Source organism: Paenibacillus naphthalenovorans (assembly GCF_001465255.1).
Lineage (GTDB): Bacteria > Bacillota > Bacilli > Paenibacillales > NBRC-103111 > Paenibacillus_G > Paenibacillus_G naphthalenovorans.
The window spans coordinates 4,296,773-4,316,026 of the sequence record NZ_CP013652.1 but is presented as its reverse complement, the minus strand read 5'-3'; the positions used below and the strand labels follow the sequence as shown (position 1 = coordinate 4,316,026).

Here is a 19,254-nt window from a genome sequence, read left to right as displayed (position 1 = left end):
CGCCTTTCATTTCTGTTCAACTATTATATAGGCGTCTATAATCGGTTTTTGGTTCTTCATTTTGGTGCTTTTCAAAAATATTTTTTATATAATGCCATAACGCTTCTGCAGTCATATAGGGCTCACCTGCGTTGATTCTTCGTACGAACCGACTGTCGGGCACGTTCATACCTTCCTCAATTGTAAAAAACAACTCGATTCCCACCCTTCCTCCCTCCTCTACGACTGCCGTATTATAAGCACCGAATGGAAAAGCCAAAAGCTTCGGCTGGAAACCCAGTTCTTGCTGCAGCCTTTTTTCCATGAACTTCATATCTGTGGATATCCTATTACGATACTCACTTTCATCCTCTTGTCTCTTTTTCTGCTCCAAATATAACTGAGAGGTTAGAGCCGGTCCAACTTGACCCTGAAGGTCGGTCTGAACATAACGGTCCAGATTATAAGTGTGGCTGTAAATTCCCATGCCTTTCTCTTTGAGTTCACGCATTTGATCCCAAGTTAAGTGGGGCTCCGCATCCGGATTGAACAAATCCGATGAAACGCCTACCACAAAATTGCTTGCGGTAACGCCAAACTCCTGCAAAACGGGAAAGGCTACGTTGTAAAATGATTCATACCCGTCATCAAAGGTGAGCACAACCGCGTTGGCCGGCACTGGCTTTCCGTCTAGCATGAATCGGACAAACGCATCCATTGTAATGATCCGGAATCCTTTCTCTTTCAACATACGCAAGTGCTCTCTAAATTGGTCGATGGTCACGGTAGAATGATTCTGCTTTCCGGGTTCAAAACTTTCCACGACATCATGGTACAACAACACGATGGCTTTATCACGGTAATAGACAGGATGGATGGATTCTTGAACTACCCCAGCCACCGTTTGAGCCAAGAGAAAAAGCCCCAATAAGGCGAAAACGAACCTGTTCACCGATTCTCCCTCTTTTTGTTTGATACGCGCGTTCATTCTATAGGCGTATCACAAAACAAAAAGGTTACAGGAGACCTACGGATACGATAAAGGCATTTTTTTAAAACGGCGAAGGGACTTATGCTTTCTACAAGCAAAGTCTCCCCTCCAGGTACAATTTTGTCTTCGTTTGGTCATCCCACTCCGGTCAATATCCTACTGCGTATATAGTGGTGTAAATAGTGAAAGCGATTGTTGTACGCGACGCTAGAGATGGTGATGTTTCATAAGGGAACCGCCTACTTCGCTTAGGCCCTACGCCACCCCTCCGAACATCCGAATCATCACGCGGCGGAATTGTTGATTTGCCACGCCAAGGTTCGTCATCTGGAATCCCTGTTCGTGTTATTTAAAAGGCCCGTATTAGCCTCTAAACAAGCTAATCGGGCCTCATCTATCTCATATTCCACCTTACCCGCTCCAGCCTCTTTCCGCGCCTCTACGCTCTTCCATACGAAAAATTTAGCCGTCATTTATGGTAAGGTTCTCTCCGCATCACTTTAAAAGCCCTGTAAATCTGCTCCACCAGCACAAGACGCATCAGCTGGTGGGGCAGCGTCATGCGCCCGAACGAAAGCTTCAGGTCGGCTCGGGCAAGCACATCGGGAGCGAGGCCAAGCGAACCGCCGATCACGAAAGCGACGCTGCTGCGCCCGTATGTAGCCAGGTCCTGCACGTGCCGCGCGAACTCCTCGCTCGAAAGCAGACGGCCCTCGATAGCGAGCGCCACAACATAGGCGTCGCTCCGCAGCTGCGCAAGGATCCGCTCGCCTTCACGCTGTTTGACCTGCGCCTCCTCTGCGGCGCTCATGGACTCCGGCGCCTTCTCGTCGGGCACCTCGACGATCTGCAGCTTGGCATAGGGGCCAAGCCGCTTTACATACTCCGCTATACCCTGCTTCAGGTACGATTCCTTGAGCTTGCCCACCGCAATCATTTGAATGTTCAACTCCAATCCATCCTCCTCACGATCCAACAAAACAAAAAAAGAAGACCGCTTAACCTAAGCGAGCCTTCCGACATCTCCGGCATAAGCCTCTTTTCATCTATACCACCAAAAACCGCCCCGGCGCGGAACAGCGCTCGCAATGCGCCGGGGGTGTCCAGTCCGTAAAATGGACTTCCTCCAAATCGACAATATCCGGCGCGTCCTCGAATTCATCAACGAACATATCGATCGCCAGCTCCAAATGATCTTTACAAACCACGTACATCGTCAAACCCCTTTTTCTTTTGCCCACAAACCCGAACAGCCGTGAATGCTTCAGACAATTGATCATCTTATGTTTTTCTAGTTTACCTCAATGTATACCGGTCTAACAAGCGGATAACTCTGCTCATGGCTTACCGATTCTGCAGCTCCTCCAGCTTCAGCTTCAAGGTGTTCTTCTTGGCTCCGCGGTAAAAGGTAACATCGAGCTTATCACCCACCTGCTTATAACCGTATATGTATTTGCGCAGAGCCAATGTTCCGTCCACCGGCTTACCGTCAAGCTCTACGATCACGTCTCCGCTTTTGAGTCCCGCAACCTTGGCCGGTCCAGTGACCTCCAGTACGATGACGCCGCGCTTGACATCCGATGGAATCTTCAAGTCCTCGGTCCCGGCGAACAAATGGAGATCCTGGGTGACGACCCCCATATAAGGGCGTTTAATCTTTTGATCTGTAATCAGCGCCTGAATCACTGTCTTCGCCTGATTAATCGGGATTGCGAACCCGAGACCCTCTACGCCCATATCGGCAACCTTCAGCGTATTAATGCCAACGACCTTGCCGGACAGATTGACCAGCGCGCCGCCGCTGTTGCCTTGATTGATCGCCGCGTCGGTCTGGATGACCTCCATCTCCCAATCGAACTCGCCTTCACGGCCAAGAGCTACCGGGATCGTCCGCTTCGGCCAGCTGATAATGCCCTTCGTAACGGTTGGAGCATAGCCAAGACCTAGCGGATTGCCTACCGCGATAGCGGTCTCCCCTGCCCGCAGCGCGTCGGAATCGCCAAACTCCGCCACCTGCTTAATCCCGCTCCCATCGATCTCCAGTACCGCCAAGTCCGTGATCTGATCGCTGCCGACCAAGACTGCCTCCCTTTTCTCACCGGTAATGGTCACGACATCCAGTTTCGTAAAGCCGTCAACCACATGGTTGTTTGTTACGATGCGTACTTTATCCCCAGCCCGTTCGAACATCACGCCGGAGCCGAGCCCCATGGAACTCCCCCGCTCCTTCTCCCCTTCCCGGCGGGTACCCAGGATGCTCACTACGGTAGGAGATACTCTCTCCGCGGCGCTTACAACCGTATCGCTGATTTCCCGGTCATTCTCTTCTCCGACTGCGACATTCCCCGGGACGGGAGCAAAGGCAGCCAACGCTTGCGGCTGCACCGGATCGTTCGACGAGCCGCCGCCGAAAAGCACAAACAGCACGGCCGTAACTGCCGCTCCGACGATAGCCGGGAGCAGCCAGCCAAGCCACCCTTTGGGCAGACGGCCCGCGGAATAACGCAAGGATTCCTTGTATGACACCTTAGTTGAATAGAAATCGTCGTCAAATAAACTCACCGCAGCCGCCCCCTCAATTCCCATACATAGATGTGATGCAGCGAATCCCAGACCTTTTCAGCCATCATCCCAGCCGCATCTTTTGCTTCAACTATTGTACCTTAAAATCTCGAATTCTGAGAATCTAAAAAAATAGGAATGTTTTCCTTCACACTGGACTAGAATAAGAACATGAGTCTTTCATCCCCGAAAATAAGAGAGGTTAAGCCCTATGACCAGCAGCCGTATGTATTCCCATCTCGAAGAAATCGCATGGATCGGTCAATTAGCCGACCTGAAGGAAGAACATTACCGCAACTCCCTTCTGCTCAGCGCCGTCATTGAACTGCTCATGGAGAAAAGGATACTCTCTGCGGAGGAGATTTCCGCCAAAGCACAGGCTTTGGAAATTCAAGATGCCGCAGCGATCCGCCAGATCCAATGTTTTGAAGGATGAAGAGGGTTACTCCTCGCTGAGCCGGTCCCAGGCCGTGGGACGGTCGTGATATGTATCCATCAGCTTAGCCCGGTGATCATCCGGCTCCAGACGCTCTTCTACCATATTATTCACGGTCAGCCTGGCCAAATCCATCATATTGTGGTCCCGGCTCAGATGAGCAAGGTATACCCGCTTCGTCTTCGCCGTCACCACATCCACCAGTCCGCTGCCTGCCGCTTCATTGGATAAATGCCCTACATCGCTTAGAATACGACGTTTAATGTTCCAGGGATAACGGCCCATTCGCAGCATCTCGATATCGTGATTCGCTTCCAGGATCAGCACATCGCTATCTTCAATCTTCTCTTTCACCTTTGAACTCATATAGCCGAGGTCGGTTGCCAGACTTAACTTTTCTTCCCCATGATAAAAGCAGTAGCCCACAGGCTCTGCGGCATCGTGCGAAATGGCGTAAGACTCAATCTGCAGAGAGCCGAATTCGCGAATTTCTCCTGTCTGCATAACGCATTTGTTCGCTTCGGCAATCTCGCCGATCTGTTTGTCGAGAGCTTCCCACGTTTTCTCGTTGGCATAAATCGGCAAATCATACTTGCGCGCGATCGCCCCGAGCCCCTTAATATGATCTGCGTGCTCGTGCGTCACCAGAATGGCATCCAGCTCCTGCGGCGACATTCCCCGCTCCTGCATAAGCTGCTCCACCTTCTTTGCACTTAGCCCCGCATCGATCAACACCTTGCCTTCGTCGGCAGCCACCACCATGGCGTTCCCCGTAGAACCGCTGCCCAGCATACAAAAACGCATTCCCATCCCCATAACTCCCAATCGCTTACTTATTGTTTTGCTGCGGTTCTTCCACCGCACCGTTAAATGCATGAACAAAATAAACATCCCCGTTGGCGAGCGATACCCGCCAGGACGGCACCATATACATCGTTTGCGAATTGTAAACCTGTCCGTGATACCCCAGCCTCACGCCGGTAATGACAGAACCCGACGGCAAATAATTCTCTATCATGCTGCGAAGTGCAATATAGGGTGAAATGACCTTTTGTTCCTTCTGGTCATCTTCGGACTGCACCTCCACATAGCCCTGCCGATAGGCAGTCACCTGCCCGTTTTCCTCGATCAGCTCCAGCTGCACCTCGAACATCGGAAGTGAACGGTACATCTGATGGAATACATAGGTTCCCCCAAGGCTTGTCATTGGATCGAACTGGTACTCTCCGGCATGCGCAATCCCGGTCCGGCCGAGCACATCCTTGAAGGACCCCTTGTTGATCAGAGGGTCGAATTTGAAGTGCGTTTTAAGCGGAATCGGCTCCTCCGGCGTCAGGTTCTCGTCGAATTTGACCACAATTTCCTTTAGCCTCGGCAGTTCTTTCGGGATGTCCGCGGGCACTTGAATATTTTTGCTTTTCACCAGCCGCTGAAGCTCCTCCGCCGTCGCGCTCTGGTTCGCCTCCAGTTCAAGAATGTCGGCACGGCTGGACCAGAGCTGGATGCCCAACACTATATTGAGCAGCAGAAAGGACATAATCAATATCGTTTTGGCCCGGCTCCAATCCATCCGTTGTTCCCCCTATTCTAGAAACTCATACGTCCCATCGCGAAGCTCGACCGCCCATGCAGGCACCAGCTCCATCGTTTGCTCCCTTATAACGGGCCGGTAACCGGGAAATACCGAGTACACCTGCTTTGTACCGGTAAACTGCGCAAGCTTTTGCTCAAGGGGTTCACCGCCGGCAAGCTGAACTTCTTTGCGGATAACCTCCTTCGTATCGGGGGTTATAATCGAACGTTCATAGCTCGCGACAATCCCTTTTTGCAGCGATATTTTCATAAACCCCATATTTTCGTTGCCCGTATTTATGATCGGATACGATCCATAATATTGGCGAAAAACAAAGGCCTGATGGTTTGAAAGCATCTGCTGAGGCACCTTTTGCACCGCATACGTTCCGTTCCATCCTCCATGCTGGTTAATAAACTGCACCGCCGAAAGCAGATTATCGAGAATATTCAATTTACTGTCCGCCGGCGCCACAGGATCGGAATAGGTCATCCAGTGCTGTTCATTTTTGAGCTGCAATCCTCTCTTGCCATCGGTGTGGATCTCCGATCCGTCCCGCTCCGTCAAATTCCGTGTTACGCTCGGATCAACGAAAAAGGTTCGCTTCAGCTGATCTGCTGTGAATTGCGTAAAGCCCATTTGATACCCTGTCATCGGCAGCGGCTTTGTCGGTAAATAAAAATCGCCAGCGGCTGCCTTGCGATACGGAATGAAATCAGGGTCGACGGTGACAAAACGCTCGATATCCTTCACCGTAAAATCCGCCCTCGTGACCTCGTACAAGGTGTTCGGCGTATCGGTAAAAAGAATGGTACGAACCTCGTTGGCATCCTTGGCAAAAATCCATATCCGCGTAATCAGGTCACTCTCATTAATCAAGTCCCCTTTAAGCTGCATCACCCGTTGAAGCACATTCATAGGCAGCCCGTCACGGAAGCGGATTTCCACTCCCTGCTGTTTGCTGCCCACTTCCTCCAAATCCAAGCCTAATTGCAGCGCATTCGTCTTACGGAAATCCTCCATGAAACGCTGCTTTACATTCTCCCATACATCGTTATACTGCTGCGTATTGGGATAGAGCACCGTATGCTGCCCATTGCCCAGGTGCAGCACCAATTGATCCGAAAACAGCATCTCCTCAATCGAGGCCTGCGTTCCCAGCATGTCGGTCTTCACGTATTCATCCGGAGGCATCAGCGGATCAAACTTCGGATAACTGTAAGCAAGGAAGTAGCTTTGCACCAGACTTGCCAGAACCAATAGGGTCAGTACCGCCGTCTTCAACTGCTCTATCATCCGGTCGCCTCCTCCTGTTGATACGGAAGTGTGAACGTAATCCGCGTCCCCTGGCCGAGTTCAGAGTCCAAATGAATCGTTCCGCCGTGGGCTTTCACTATTTCTCGGGCAATCGACAAGCCGAGACCCGTCCCCCCCATACTGCGCGATCGTGCCTTATCTACCCGGTAAAACCGCTCAAAAATCCGGCTCAAATCTTTCCGGGGAATCCCGATGCCGTTATCCTGTATAGAGATTTCCAGCACCGACTGTACCGGTCTTGTAGCTTGAATCCGGATATGCCCGCCGTCCGGTGTATATTTAATCGCATTCGATACGAGGTTATCCAGCACCTGGTCTATACGGTCCCGATCGAGCATAATCTCACCCACACCCTGCTCCACTTCCAAATCAACAGAAATCGACCGCTGCTCCAGCTGAAAAGAAAACCGATCCGTCATTTCCTCCAGCATCTCAGCCACATCCGTCGTTTCCTTACTGATGATCGCCTGTTTCGAATCGAGCCGGGACAGCTGCAGCAGGTCCGTTACGAGCCGAATCATCCGCTCGGTCTCATTACGCGCCACGCCTACGAATTTGGCCGCCAGCTGCGGCTCCTCGATGGCGCCGTCCTCCAAGGCCTCCAGATAGCTTTTGATCGTCGTCAGCGGCGTTCTTAGCTCATGAGACACATTGGCCACAAACTCCCTGCGCGACTGCTCCAGCTTCTCCTGTTCGGTGACATCCTGCAGGACGGCTATCGTTCCGGCCGCGCCTTTTCCTTTACTGTAAATGGTGGTGAACGTCACGCGCACAAACACCGGCTCTTCCTCCGGTTCGTGAACCAATTGCAGCATCATCAACCGGTTTCCGTTTTCTTCCTTCATCTGGGCCGTCTCCGGGGTTAGATTCAGCAGCTCTCCCAAATGCATCCCCAACGTCGTATCCTCGTTCACCTTCAATATTTGTTTGGCCCTGCGGTTGATCACAATCACGCGCCCATGGTCATCGGTTGCAATCAGTCCATCATTCATATTGGACAAAATCGAGGCCAGCTTCTCTTTTTCCTCTTCGTTCAGCAGCAAGGCCTCCCGAAGCCGTTTCACCATAATATTAAACGTCGTTCCGAGCTGGCCGATCTCGTCTTGACCCATGACCCGAATCTGCTCGTCAAAGTCAAACCGGCCTTCCGCCACCGCCGTAGCCTGTCTCGTAATCGCCTTAATCGGATTGGTAATCGTCGCCGACAGGATGACTCCAAGCAGCGCCGTCAGCGCAAGCGCGATGAGCGTACCCGATATGAAGAAACGGTTAATCCGGTTCATCGTATCGTATACCTCTTCCATCGAAGCAATGATATACACCGCTCCGAGCACCCTTACCCCCGAGCCGATCGGTTTGGCGATGACCACCTTGCGGACCCCGTCAAAATCCGTAAACATGCGCTGGTTGTCCTTAATGCCCTGCAGCGCCCGGGTGACCTCGGTTTGCGTATTTTTATTGCCTATCACCGATTGATTGCTGGCTAACGAGGTAGTAAGGACTACACCGCCCGCATCAATCACCTGGATTTCCGCATTGCTGATCACAAACAACCGGTTGACGAACTCGTTTAAATCCGCGTACGACCTCTTCAAGGCTTCCGTGTTTTTGTTATCTTGGCTTTCGCTCAAATACGTCTCCGCATATTGCGCAAGCAGCTGCGCCTGCTTATTGCGGTTATCCATAAATTCGTTTTTGAGCGAGCTTTCCAGCGTACGGATAAAATACACGCCGATGAGCTGCATCGCGATCAAAATCAGCAAAACGTAAATAATAATCAGCTTGGCTTGAATCGATTGAAAAAAGCGGATGCGATTTTTCTGCATCAGGACCGCCCCCGCCTAGTAGCTGCCGGCGATTGTTTTCGGATTGCGCATCATGTAGCCAAGCCCCCGCCGGGTGATAATATATTCCGGACGGCTCGGATCGTCCTCCAGCTTCTCTCTGAGCCGGCGGATCGTCACGTCAACCGTACGTACATCCCCGAAATACTCAAAGCCCCACACGGCCTGCAGCAGGTGCTCGCGCGTCATGACCTTGCCGCTGTTCTTGGCCATGTACTGCACAAGTTCGAACTCCCGATGAGTAAGATCGAGCGGTACACCGTCCTTATAAACGACATACATGTCGGTATCGATGAACAAGCTGAGGATTCGGAAGCCCTGCCGTGGTTGCTCTTCCTCCGGAGACTGGGACACAGGTACGGACGATACCTTGGTCTGTCTGCGCAGGTGTGCTTTCACCCGGGCAAGCAGCTCGCGCGTTCCAAAAGGCTTGGTCACATAATCGTCTGCGCCAAGCTCAAGACCCAACACCTTATCAATCTCATTGTCCTTGGCTGTCAGCATGATGATCGGGGTATTCAGCTTCGCCCGTACCTCCCGGCACACATCCATACCGTCCTTCACCGGCAGCATCAAATCCAGCAGGATCAAATCCGGTTCTTCGGTGTAAGCCAGATCCACCGCCGTTCCGCCGTCGTAAGCGCAGATGACCTCATGGCCCTCTTTTTCCAAATTAAACTTCAGTATATCCGCAATCGGTTGTTCGTCGTCTACAACGAGTATTTTCGCCATTCGTTCCTTCACCGCCTGTCAAAGACTAACAGCTGTTCATGGAAGCTATTCTACTATTTTACCACAACTTGAAGCAAAAAGAGACATGGCGCGCAAGGCCTCCCGCCCTGCTTTCTCCATGTCCCTTGATCTATGTGCCGCTTGCATCCTTAGCGGTTTAAATATTTAAGCGGATTTTGCGGCGATTGATTGAGCAGAATTTCAAAATGCAGATGCACCCCTGTAGAGTCCCCGGTACTGCCCATCGTTCCAATCTTTTCGCCTTTCTCCACAATTTTGCCGCTGCTTGTCTCAATCTTGCTTAGATGCGCATACACCGTACGATACCCGTTCATATGATTAATGATGATCATATTGCCGTAACCGTCTTTCACACCTGCAAACTCAACCTTGCCGTTATCGGAGGCGAGAATACTGCGGTTGCCCGTCAGGTCAATCCCCTTATGAAAAGCGCCCCAGCGTTTCCCGAACGTACTGGTAATCGTAGCCGAAACGACCGGCCACGCAAACTTGCCCGTGCCTTCCCCTAATACAACCTTGGTGCCTCTTTTCACGACGGCCTTCACCGGCTGCTGGACGATTTCCTCGCTTAATACGCTTTCTTCTTCCATCAGTCCGTTGACCTTCGTCAGTTGAAGGGTCACTTTCTTCATGCCGTTCTTTCCTTCCGAAAGCACCTTCGTCTCTCCGAGCCGCATGCTGTCGTCCTGCTTGTATTCCGTCTCGTGTTGAATCTCCTGATTTTCCACAACCTTCTCTATTGTCCGCACGGACAGTGTCGGGTTCATCACGGTAAGATCCAGCTGCTCTCCGACTTTGATCATATCATTATAAATCCAGGGGTTGTTCTGGTATATCACTTGCTTTGGAATATTCAGCTTCTTGGCGATACACGATACGCAGTCGCCGTCTACAACCGTATATTTTGTAGGCCGCGCGTTGCCCGTCGCCAGCTTATTCAGAAGCTCGTCCGGCTTCATGAGCTGGTCAGGATTAATTTCCAATTGTTTCATCTCTACATCCTGAACGAAATCCGCTTTCTGCAATTCCGTAGTTACTGGAGCGTCGCCGGCAGATGAAGCGGACAATATGCCGACCTTCCCCGGTTCTTTTTTCTGCTGCAGAGAGGCAATGACATTAGCTTTTAGCTGCTCCAGCACTTGCTTGGCCGTCGCTTCGTCTTTTACAATACCTACGGGCTTGCCGTCCACCAACAATTGAACGCCTACAGGATAGGCCGAAAAATAACGTTCCAATTGCTTAAGAACAGCTTCATCCTCTGCCGGTGTTCCAAAAACCCTCTCGGGAGTAAATTCGAGTCTGGGTTCCTTTACGACCATCTGGATGTCCGCATCGCTCTTGGTCAGCTGCTCCCGCTTCTTCTGCTTGAATTGTTCGACCTTCGCCGGATCGGATATGGTTCCGATCGAGTCCCCATTCGCATACACATGATAATAATCCTTCATATTCGCCTGCACGTATTGGTTTCCGCTCCAGATGACGGCAGCGATTAAACTTAATACGGCTGCGGACTTAATAACCAATCTTTTATGTTTAATAATACGGTTTTTTAATGGGATAGGAGTGGTTGTTCCTTGTTCCTTTGTCACCGGTTCGACCCTTAAGCTCTCAGCCAAGCCCTCGGATCCATTCTCAGCCTTCTGGCGTTGAAGCTTTTTTACCAGACCCTTGAATTGATCCATCATCTTGAAAACTGTCATCTTCTTCTCCTTTTAAGCTGTTTTTTGCCGCATTGGATAGGCATCCGTGCTACATAACACGGAACTACTGCTTTCTTGAGACCCTAGCACATAAAAACACCTAAAATCAGGGACAACAACCAAAGTGCCCAAACTCCTTTATAAATTTACCATACCCCGTCTATTTATTTCAACCAAACCCCATGTGATCCCTTATTTTCAGAAAAAATTCTGACAGGAGTGTGAAGTAAAACAATGGAAAATATCATTGCGGCTTTCCGCAATCCACACGATATGGAAAAAGCCGCAGAGGCACTTTTAAAGCAAGGCGTCATTAATCTCAAGCTCGAACCGGGTGCTTTACACCCGAAAGGCGAGCAGCCTGATATCACTCTCCTTGGGAGAATCGGTACGTCGATCTCTGAAACCGCAGCCAAGCTGCAGGTTATCGTGGAATCGTCACGGAGGCGGCAAGCTGAGGATACCATCCGCAAATATGGCGGCGTATGCTGGTTCTAACGAAGACGAAAAAACTGACCTTCAACGATCATGAGGTCAGTCTTTTGCCATGCCCTATTTTCAGATGCCGCATCAGAAGCCCAAAAACCGGGGTCAGGGCGCTCCAATTAAAGATTGCAGCTGTTGATACTCCTCCGGCTTTAAATGCCTCTGAAGCAGCTCCTCCAGTTCCTTCAGCTCTGCCGCGGTGATTCCGTCTTCCAGAATAACGGAAATCCTCTGCATCTCCTCTTGCGGTACCCGGGGGACCAGCAGAGAAAAAATTTTCGCTTTGTTTGCTTCGGACAATTGATCCTTCTTCTTGGCAAACTCTTCACTTGAGACAACAATTCTTCTTTCCTCTTCCGGCAGCTCCGTCTGACCGGATTGACGGCTCCATACAGCTACCGCGTCCTCCGGAACCGGATAAGGGTCAGCCGTGTCTTTGCTTGCCTTGCCATCATGGTCTGCCCCTCCGCTTTTTTCCGACCCGGTTTCGGAAGAAGTCGAGCCTGGATCGGCAGAAACGGCCAGATCCCTGGGCTGCTGCGGGGTAGCCGCCTCGTTCGTCCCGAACCCCAACTGCGCGGTAAAACGGTTCACAAACCGGTTCCACTCGATCTTTTGATTTCCCGGACGTTGAATCTGATATTGGTCCAACAATACATCCACATAGGCATTCACGGCGAGAAAGGTCACCACCACGCAGCATAAAGAAGTGACCGCTGCGCTGACTCCTAGCTTCAGCAACCAGCTCATCCATTTCATTACTCTTCCCATCTCCCATCAGCCTGTTGTTCATAGTTCCAGTATTGACCTTTTTCTGGGAAATCAATCGGGCTGTCCGCACATATGCAAAAAAACCCCGCTCTCCGTCATCAGGAGAACAGGGCCATGTTTTTTATAAGATCGGATTCCAATTAGAAAATGGGCTTCACCAGGTTGGTTTGCTCACGATTGCGTCCAACGGAGAAAATCGCAATGGGGATGCCGGTCAGCTCAGACACCCGCTCGACATACCGTCTTGCGTTCTCCGGCAAATCCTCGAGCTTGCGGACATCAGACAGATCCTCGTTCCAGCCCGGGAGTTCCTCATACACGGCTTCGCATTCAGCCAACACCTTCAGACTGGCCGGATAATGCTCGATGATTTCACCGCGGTATCTGTAAGCCGTGCAAATCTTCACCTTGTCCAGACCGGACAGCACATCGAGCGAATTTAAGGATAAGCCCGTAATTCCGCTCACCCGGCGGGCATGACGAACAACGACGCTATCGAACCAACCGACGCGGCGCGGTCTTCCGGTAACCGTACCATATTCATTGCCGCGTTCGCGAATCCAATCACCGGTTGCATTTATCTGTTCGGTCGGGAAAGGACCGTCTCCAACGCGTGTAGTGTAAGATTTGGCTACGCCGATAATGTGCTGAATTTTGGACGGACCCACTCCGGATCCGATGCAGACGCCGCCCGCAGAAGGATTCGAAGAGGTGACATATGGATATGTTCCTTGGTCGATATCCAGCATGACACCCTGCGCGCCTTCGAAAAGCACCTTTTTGCCTTCGTCGATCAGATCGTTCAGAACTACCGACGTATCGGTAACATAAGGACGGATTTTCTCCGCATAACCGAGATATTCCTGAATGATCGAATCGGCATCAAGACCTTTAGATCCGTACACCTGTTCGATCAATTCGTTTTTCTCCTTCACCATTTGGCGGACCTTCCGGGTAAACTCCTCCGCATCCATCAAATCGGCAATGCGGATCCCGTTGCGTGCTGCTTTATCCATGTAACAAGGGCCGATCCCCTTACGTGTCGTCCCGATTTTGTTCTCGCCTTTGCGTTCTTCCTCTAAACCGTCTAACAAAAGGTGGTAAGGCATAATCAAATGGGCACGATCGCTGATGCGCAGATTGTCCGTCGTAAAGCCGTTATCATGAATATATTGAATTTCCTCGAGCAGCGCGCCTGGATTGATAACCATACCGTTGCCGATGACACATATTTTATCTGCATAAAAAATGCCCGATGGAATCATCGTAAGCTTATACTTTTTATCATTAATAAGAATCGTATGTCCCGCGTTATTGCCCCCCTGATAACGGGCGACAACCTCGGCAGACTCTGCAAGAAAGTCGGTAATCTTCCCTTTCCCTTCGTCTCCCCATTGGGTTCCGACAACTACTACCGTTGACATATTCACTTACCCCCGTGAGGTGGAAACCACCTGTTATTTGCCCTAAAGGCACAATACACCATTGATTAGTTTAGCAGTACCGCTCTGCAAAGTCAACAAAAACGAACAATGAACATAGTCTGTTGCCCATTGTTCGGAATTTATTCATATGTAGCAGGTCTACAGCGGCATTCCAATCGGGATGCCTATCTGTAGTCCGCATATTCTTTTCCTTTTCTTTAAAACAAAAAATGTTCCCCGTGCAACAAGCCAGGCCGGCGCAAATCTTACCGGGCCATCGCCGGCTCCTGATGGGTTCGATCAAGATTTACGAATTTATTGTAATTTTTCAGAAAGGCAAGCTCCACCGTCCCGACCGGTCCGTTACGCTGCTTTGCAATAATAATCTCAATAATATTTTTCTTCTCCGACTCTTTATCGTAGTAGTCGTCACGGTACAGGAATGCCACAATATCGGCGTCCTGCTCGATCGATCCCGATTCCCGGAGGTCCGACATCATCGGCCGCTTATCCTGCCGCTGCTCCACCCCCCGGCTCAACTGCGAAAGCGCGATGACCGGAACGTCCAGTTCACGCGCAATCTGCTTCAGCGTACGGGAAATTTCCGAGACCTCCTGCTGGCGGTTATCGCCTTTGCCGCGCCCGTGAATGAGCTGGAGATAGTCGATCAAGATCATGCCAAGACCCTTCTCCTTTTTCAGGCGGCGGCACTTTGCCCGAATATCGGCTACGGTAACGGACGGGGAGTCGTCAATATAGATGTTGGCCTCCGACAGCGATCCGATGGCCATTGTCAGCTTCTCCCAATCGTCCGGCTCCAGGAAACCCGTCCGCATTCGTCCGGCATCCACATTCGCCTCCGCACAAATCATCCGCTGCACGAGCTGAGCCGCGCCCATCTCCAAACTAAAAATGGCGACCGTCTCTTTTTCCCGCACCCCGACATTCTGCGCTATATTCAAAGCAAACGCCGTCTTTCCTACGGAAGGACGGGCCGCAACGATAATCAGGTCTGACCGTTGAAAACCTGAGGTCATCTTGTCCAAGTCGGTAAATCCGGAGCGGATCCCGGTTGTCCCCCCCTTTTGATTGAAGAGGAACTCTACCTTGTCGAAGACCTCCATCAGCACATCCTTGATCGCAATGAAGCCGGAGCCGGAGCGGGCCTGTGAAATCTCCATGATGCGCTGCTCCGCATCGCTGAGCAGCGTCCCCACTTCGTCTTCCCCGGAGTACCCGTTCGTAACAATCTGCGTAGCCGCCCGGATTAAACGACGCAGCATCGACTTTTCTTCTACAATCTGCGCATAATAATCGACGTTGGCTGCCGTAGGCACCGCATTGGCGAGCTCCGACAGATAGCTGATGCCGCCGACCTCCTCCAGCTGCTTCTTATCCTGCAGCCGGGCGGTCAGCGTAATCAGATCGACAGGCTCATTGGCCTCGGCAATCTCGATCATGGCCTCATAAATCCGCTGGTGTGCCCCGCGGTAGAAATCGTCGCTTGTCACCCGCTCCATCGCCGTAACCAGCGCGTCTCCATCAAGCAAAATAGCGCCGAGCACCGCCTGCTCGGCTTCTATATTTTGTGGAGGGATACGATCCATAAATAAACTCTCGTTCACCTGATCTCCTCCTGATATTCAAGCTTCTCATCATGGATAACAAGGGAAATAACGGACATTCACGTCCGTTATCCATTCCTTTGCCGAATCAGGCTTTTTTCCTATTCTTCCACTACGTGCACTTTCAGCTTCGCGCTTACTTCCGGATGCAGCTTGACGACAACCTCTGTCACGCCCAGCGTGCGGATCGGTTCGTCCATAACGATCTTCCGCTTATCCAGCTTGATCCCTTGCTTGTCCAGCGCTTCGGCCACCTGCTTATTCGAAACGGCGCCGAACAACCGGCCGTCCGCACCGGATTTTGCCTTCAACTGCACCGTCAGCTCTTCCAATTTCCGGGCCAGCTCCTGCGCATCAGCCTTCTCCTGCGCTTTCCTGCGTTCCTCGGCTTTCTTCTGCTGCTCCAGCACCTTCATGGATCCCTCGGTAGCCGGAGCGGCCAGGTTTTGTTTAAACAAGAAATTATTGGCATAGCCCTCGGAAACCTCTTTAACTTCCCCTTTTTTTCCTTGGCCCTTCACATCTTTCAACAATATGACTTTCATTCAAACAGCCCCTCCTCTGCGTGTATCTCGCTTAACACTTGCTTGAGCCGCTGTGTGGCTTCCGCCACTGTGCCTTCAATCTGGGTTGCCGCATTCGTCAAATGACCGCCGCCGCCCATCCGTTCCATAACCAACTGGACGTTCATCTGTCCGAGCGACCTTGCGCTGATCCCGATCAGACCGTCCGGGCGTTCGCTGATCACAAACGAGGCCATAATACCCGTCATAGTTAACAATGTATCAGCAACTTGGGCGATGAGCAACTGTGAATATTTACGTCCCGGCTCATTCACCGCAAGCGCAATATGGTCGAAGATGACGACCGCGTTCTTGATGACCTCGGCTTTCTGAATGAAGTATTCCAAATCTTCCTTCAACAGCTGCTGTATCAACAAGGAATCGGCCCCGTTGCGCCGTAAGAAGGACGCCGCCTCGAACGTCCGTGCCCCCGTGCGGAGACTGAAGCTTTTCGTATCGACGACAATCCCGGCGAGCAGCGCCGTCGCATCAAGTATGCCCATGGTAAGCCGCTCATGAAAATATTGGAGCAGCTCTGTCACCAGTTCGCATGTGGAAGACGCATAGGGCTCCATATAAACCAGTGTAGCGTCTTGAATAAAATCCTCGCTCCTGCGGTGATGGTCTACGACTACCTTCCGCTGCGTCATCTGCAGCAGCCGCGGCTCCGGCGTCATCACCGCCCGGTGCGTATCTACAACAACGGCCAAAGACCGTGAGTTCGTAATCTGCAGCGCCTGCTCCGGAGTAATAAACCAGCGGTTCAGCGTCTCATCCTCGTAGATCATCTCCATCAGCTTCTGGATCGAAGGATTCACTCCCTCCAGCACAATGTAGCCTTCTTTATTGCTGACATGCGCCATCTTCAACACGCCGATGGCCGCCCCAATCGCGTCCATATCCGGGTATTTGTGTCCCATGATGATGACCTTGTCGCAATCCTTGATCAAATCCCGAAGCGCATGGGAAATTACCCGAGCCCTGACACGTGTCCGCTTTTCGAGCGCATTGGAGCGTCCTCCGTAGAACGACAACCGCTCGCCTACCTTCACAGCCGCCTGGTCGCCGCCCCGACCGAGAGCCATATCCAAGCTTGTTTGGGCCCAATGCCCAAGCTCGGTTATGGACGAAGTGCCGGAAGCGATGCCGATGCTTAACGTCAGCGGCAGCTTATGCTCGATCGTGATATCCCGAACGTCGTCCAGAATCTCGAACCGGGATTGCTCCAGCGCCTTCAACCCTTTTTGATCCATCAGGACTAAATACCGGTCTGACGCAGTACGGCGGAGATAAACGTTATGTTTTTGCGCCCATTCCGTAATTTCACCGGTCACTTTAGCCATCATGATGCTGCGTGTCTGGTCGTCAAGACCCTGCGTCGCTTCATCCAGGTTATCCAGCATCACGATGCCAAGAGCCAGCTTTTCCTCGTCATAGCGGAGCTGAAGCGATTTGAGCTGTGTAATATCGGTCAAATAGAGCAGCCGTTCTTCCGGATTGATCTGCACTTCGTAGATGTTATTGTTCATGGCCATTTCGAGTTTTAATTCTTTTTCCTTGCGATTCTTAAGTGCCGGAAACAGCTCAAACAAGGATTTCCCGATCAGTGAATCTTCACCCAGCATGTGAGCCACGAAAGGATTGTGCCACTCAATGATTTTTTCCTCATTATAAAGCACAATGCCAAACGGCAGCCCATGGATAACCTCGCTTCCTGCCCGCTTGACCCGATGCGATAACGTGGCCACATAGCGGTTTAAGTCCTTACGGAACGCTTGCTCCGCCTTCAGTGTGTAATACCCGAGAACGCAGCACAAAATCAAGGCTATGAGAGCAATGACCCATTGGTATATAAAAAGAATTAAGGTCAACGCGGCCAGCAAGGCAAAAATCCATACGATATGCATCCCATGCCATCGCTTCAACAGGAACTTCGGCATTTCATTCGCTCCTAATCCCTATAAAGTCACTTACGAGTCATAATACGATCACGGATCGGAAACGCCACATCGAATACTCCAAGCAAACTGAACAAAAAAGATACCGGCGGAAAAAGCAGCAGCAGCAGAATTCCAACAATCGGTAAGGTCTTGTTCCAATGCATCACATGCGCTACATAGAACAAGAAGGATATCGCCTGAATGGAAAACAGGAACGTCAGCAGCGGAAGTAGGTTCAAGAGCACGGTGTAAGACATCGATTTCGTATCGCTTACGAACATTTCCATGATCAGCGCGATCAAATAAAACCAGACAAACGATTTTGGAAGCATCCAATCCTTGATCGGCTTAAAGGCAGGAATGGATTCTCCCGAGCGTACAAGCACCCTGCGGGCCAGAGCATGGGACACCACCACGTAAAAAAGCGAAAACCCGATCATGTACAGCGGCAGCATCAGCACCATCATATGGATCAGCGTATCCGGATCGACTCCCATCATATTCTGCAGTTCCACAGGAAGCGTCTTCACACTATCCATCATAAACTGCTTTAGTTTGCCGACCGGATTGAGACCAAACAGTTGTGTCACAACAAGGGTAAGCAGCAGCTGCGCAAGGAGCGTCACCGTACCTGCCGTAAGGACGGTTCGTGCCGGGGCGCTTTTTTTATACAAGTTGCCCATCTGGATGACCGGGGGCAGAAAGAAAAGCGATATCGACACAAGCAGTGCTCCAAGAGAACCGGCCAAAAGCAGCGATGTAATTAAATATACAACTGCCAAGCAGATGGTGTAATGCGCCAAGAACTGCTTATTACCTAACTTCACATACATGACCAGCACAGGCACCATCAATAGTGCAGCCGTAATCAAACTTAACGGAGGTAAAAAAATCGTTAAGAGCAAAAAAATATAAGCGAATCCCCATCCGAACATTCGCTTTTTCTGTGGTTCTTCCAAGCCTTTCACCTCTTACGCAAATGTTCTTCCAAAGCGGAAATGTCTCCGTACCATTCTTCCAATTGATGACCTTCCTCACGGTGCTTCTTCATTTTGTCCAGAATAACCTCATCCAAATTGCGTAGAGAGATGCCAAGTCGGCGGCCGAGAATATAACAATAGGCAATGAGACTGGCCAGACCGTCAACGATTCTGTGATGACTGCCTTCCCATATGCCTTTAAGCAGGTGTGCCATTTGATCCACAAGCTCAGTTTTCAGCCATTCGATAATTTTGGCCCGTTTGGCCAAATCAACGTCTCTATCGATATTAGACAAGCTGATTCTCTCCT

At 51.1% G+C, this 19,254-nt stretch carries 19 protein-coding genes; 2 read left to right on the top strand and 17 right to left on the bottom strand.

The features are described 5' to 3' along the window. Nucleotides 1-16: 16 nt before the first annotated feature. From IJ22_RS21175 to IJ22_RS21160, 4 genes are all read right to left on the bottom strand, one after another. Nucleotides 17-967: a polysaccharide deacetylase family protein gene (locus IJ22_RS21175; protein ID WP_145862555.1), complete on the bottom strand. Its 951-nt coding sequence runs from the start codon at nt 965-967 to the stop codon at nt 17-19. 472 nt (nt 968-1,439) lie between these two features. Continuing rightward, the gene (gene rlmH, locus IJ22_RS21170; protein ID WP_054816963.1) at nt 1,440-1,919 is read right to left on the bottom strand and encodes a 23S rRNA (pseudouridine(1915)-N(3))-methyltransferase RlmH; all 480 of its coding nucleotides are present in this window, start codon (nt 1,917-1,919) and stop codon (nt 1,440-1,442) included. Nucleotides 1,920-2,016: 97 nt separating this feature from the next. Beyond that, nucleotides 2,017-2,184, bottom strand: coding sequence for a CxxH/CxxC protein (locus tag IJ22_RS21165; protein ID WP_074729547.1), 168 nt, complete (start codon nt 2,182-2,184; stop codon nt 2,017-2,019). A 130-nt stretch (nt 2,185-2,314) separates the two neighbouring features. Continuing rightward, nucleotides 2,315-3,532: a S1C family serine protease gene (locus IJ22_RS21160; RefSeq protein ID WP_235594188.1), complete on the bottom strand. Its 1,218-nt coding sequence runs from the start codon at nt 3,530-3,532 to the stop codon at nt 2,315-2,317. Nucleotides 3,533-3,743: 211 nt separating this feature from the next. On the opposite strand from IJ22_RS21160, the gene IJ22_RS21155 reads away from it, so the two are divergent. Beyond that, nucleotides 3,744-3,968, top strand: a complete 225-nt coding sequence (locus tag IJ22_RS21155) for a hypothetical protein (RefSeq protein ID WP_062410216.1) — start codon at nt 3,744-3,746, stop codon at nt 3,966-3,968. A 6-nt stretch (nt 3,969-3,974) separates the two neighbouring features. On the opposite strand, the gene IJ22_RS21150 is transcribed toward IJ22_RS21155, so the two are convergent. The 6 genes from IJ22_RS21150 to IJ22_RS21125 form a co-directional block, all read right to left on the bottom strand. Further along, complete coding sequence (locus IJ22_RS21150; protein WP_054817051.1) at nt 3,975-4,778, bottom strand: MBL fold metallo-hydrolase; 804 nt, start codon at nt 4,776-4,778, stop codon at nt 3,975-3,977. Between the two features lie 19 nt (nt 4,779-4,797). Beyond that, entirely contained in the window at nt 4,798-5,538 is a 741-nt protein-coding gene (gene yycI, locus IJ22_RS21145) for a two-component system regulatory protein YycI (RefSeq protein ID WP_054816960.1), read from the bottom strand. A 12-nt stretch (nt 5,539-5,550) separates the two neighbouring features. Then, on the bottom strand, nt 5,551-6,837 hold the full coding sequence (locus IJ22_RS21140) for a YycH family regulatory protein (protein WP_054816959.1): 1,287 nt from the start codon (nt 6,835-6,837) through the stop codon (nt 5,551-5,553). After that, nucleotides 6,834-8,684, bottom strand: a complete 1,851-nt coding sequence (gene walK, locus IJ22_RS21135) for a cell wall metabolism sensor histidine kinase WalK (RefSeq protein WP_054816958.1) — start codon at nt 8,682-8,684, stop codon at nt 6,834-6,836. The genes IJ22_RS21140 and walK overlap by 4 nt, the downstream gene beginning before the upstream one ends. 15 nt (nt 8,685-8,699) lie before the next feature. After that, nucleotides 8,700-9,434, bottom strand: a complete 735-nt coding sequence (gene yycF, locus IJ22_RS21130; RefSeq protein ID WP_054816957.1) for a response regulator YycF — start codon at nt 9,432-9,434, stop codon at nt 8,700-8,702. A gap of 149 nt (nt 9,435-9,583) precedes the next feature. Beyond that, entirely contained in the window at nt 9,584-11,155 is a 1,572-nt protein-coding gene (locus tag IJ22_RS21125; RefSeq protein WP_062410215.1) for a M23 family metallopeptidase, read from the bottom strand. Between the two features lie 234 nt (nt 11,156-11,389). Between IJ22_RS21125 and IJ22_RS21120 the strand changes: the two genes are divergently transcribed. Further along, nucleotides 11,390-11,653, top strand: a complete 264-nt coding sequence (locus tag IJ22_RS21120; protein WP_054816956.1) for a hypothetical protein — start codon at nt 11,390-11,392, stop codon at nt 11,651-11,653. Between the two features lie 93 nt (nt 11,654-11,746). On the opposite strand, the gene IJ22_RS21115 is transcribed toward IJ22_RS21120, so the two are convergent. The 7 genes from IJ22_RS21115 to IJ22_RS21085 form a co-directional block, all read right to left on the bottom strand. Continuing rightward, on the bottom strand, nt 11,747-12,400 hold the full coding sequence (locus IJ22_RS21115) for a hypothetical protein (RefSeq protein ID WP_054816955.1): 654 nt from the start codon (nt 12,398-12,400) through the stop codon (nt 11,747-11,749). Nucleotides 12,401-12,552: 152 nt separating this feature from the next. Beyond that, the gene (locus IJ22_RS21110; RefSeq protein ID WP_054816954.1) at nt 12,553-13,836 is read right to left on the bottom strand and encodes an adenylosuccinate synthase; all 1,284 of its coding nucleotides are present in this window, start codon (nt 13,834-13,836) and stop codon (nt 12,553-12,555) included. A gap of 266 nt (nt 13,837-14,102) precedes the next feature. Next, a complete protein-coding gene (dnaB, locus tag IJ22_RS21105) occupies nt 14,103-15,443 on the bottom strand; it encodes a replicative DNA helicase (protein WP_082661032.1) in 1,341 nt (446 codons plus the stop codon). Nucleotides 15,444-15,562: 119 nt separating this feature from the next. Continuing rightward, the gene (gene rplI / locus IJ22_RS21100) at nt 15,563-16,006 is read right to left on the bottom strand and encodes a 50S ribosomal protein L9 (protein WP_062410213.1); all 444 of its coding nucleotides are present in this window, start codon (nt 16,004-16,006) and stop codon (nt 15,563-15,565) included. Beyond that, nucleotides 16,003-17,964 carry a DHH family phosphoesterase gene (locus IJ22_RS21095; protein ID WP_062410212.1) on the bottom strand — a complete coding sequence of 654 codons (1,962 nt, stop codon included), beginning with the start codon at nt 17,962-17,964 and terminating at the stop codon, nt 16,003-16,005. The genes rplI and IJ22_RS21095 overlap by 4 nt, the downstream gene beginning before the upstream one ends. Nucleotides 17,965-17,990: 26 nt before the next feature. Next, a complete protein-coding gene (locus tag IJ22_RS21090; protein ID WP_375162516.1) occupies nt 17,991-18,932 on the bottom strand; it encodes a DUF2232 domain-containing protein in 942 nt (313 codons plus the stop codon). Further along, nucleotides 18,929-19,240, bottom strand: coding sequence for a MazG-like family protein (locus IJ22_RS21085; protein ID WP_062410210.1), 312 nt, complete (start codon nt 19,238-19,240; stop codon nt 18,929-18,931). Before IJ22_RS21085 ends, IJ22_RS21090 begins: the two co-directional genes overlap by 4 nt. Between the last annotated feature and the right edge of the window lie 14 nt (nt 19,241-19,254).

Bases quoted from the DNA above. Each gene is read 5' to 3' on its own strand.
- IJ22_RS21175 (WP_145862555.1), bottom strand. From the start codon at position 967: ATGAACGCGCGTATCAAACAAAAAGAGGGAGAATCGGTGAACAGGTTC.
- IJ22_RS21125 (WP_062410215.1), bottom strand. From the start codon at position 11,155: ATGACAGTTTTCAAGATGATGGATCAATTCAAGGGTCTGGTAAAAAAG.
- yycF (WP_054816957.1), bottom strand. From the start codon at position 9,434: ATGGCGAAAATACTCGTTGTAGACGACGAACAACCGATTGCGGATATA.
- IJ22_RS21110 (WP_054816954.1), bottom strand. From the start codon at position 13,836: ATGTCAACGGTAGTAGTTGTCGGAACCCAATGGGGAGACGAAGGGAAA.
- yycI (WP_054816960.1), bottom strand. From the start codon at position 5,538: ATGGATTGGAGCCGGGCCAAAACGATATTGATTATGTCCTTTCTGCTG.
- IJ22_RS21120 (WP_054816956.1), top strand. From the start codon at position 11,390: ATGGAAAATATCATTGCGGCTTTCCGCAATCCACACGATATGGAAAAA.
- IJ22_RS21095 (WP_062410212.1), bottom strand. From the start codon at position 17,964: ATGCCGAAGTTCCTGTTGAAGCGATGGCATGGGATGCATATCGTATGG.
- walK (WP_054816958.1), bottom strand. From the start codon at position 8,684: ATGCAGAAAAATCGCATCCGCTTTTTTCAATCGATTCAAGCCAAGCTG.
- IJ22_RS21115 (WP_054816955.1), bottom strand. From the start codon at position 12,400: ATGAAATGGATGAGCTGGTTGCTGAAGCTAGGAGTCAGCGCAGCGGTC.
- rplI (WP_062410213.1), bottom strand. From the start codon at position 16,006: ATGAAAGTCATATTGTTGAAAGATGTGAAGGGCCAAGGAAAAAAAGGG.
- IJ22_RS21165 (WP_074729547.1), bottom strand. From the start codon at position 2,184: ATGTACGTGGTTTGTAAAGATCATTTGGAGCTGGCGATCGATATGTTC.
- IJ22_RS21150 (WP_054817051.1), bottom strand. From the start codon at position 4,778: ATGGGAATGCGTTTTTGTATGCTGGGCAGCGGTTCTACGGGGAACGCC.
- IJ22_RS21140 (WP_054816959.1), bottom strand. From the start codon at position 6,837: ATGATAGAGCAGTTGAAGACGGCGGTACTGACCCTATTGGTTCTGGCA.
- dnaB (WP_082661032.1), bottom strand. From the start codon at position 15,443: ATGGATCGTATCCCTCCACAAAATATAGAAGCCGAGCAGGCGGTGCTC.
- IJ22_RS21155 (WP_062410216.1), top strand. From the start codon at position 3,744: ATGACCAGCAGCCGTATGTATTCCCATCTCGAAGAAATCGCATGGATC.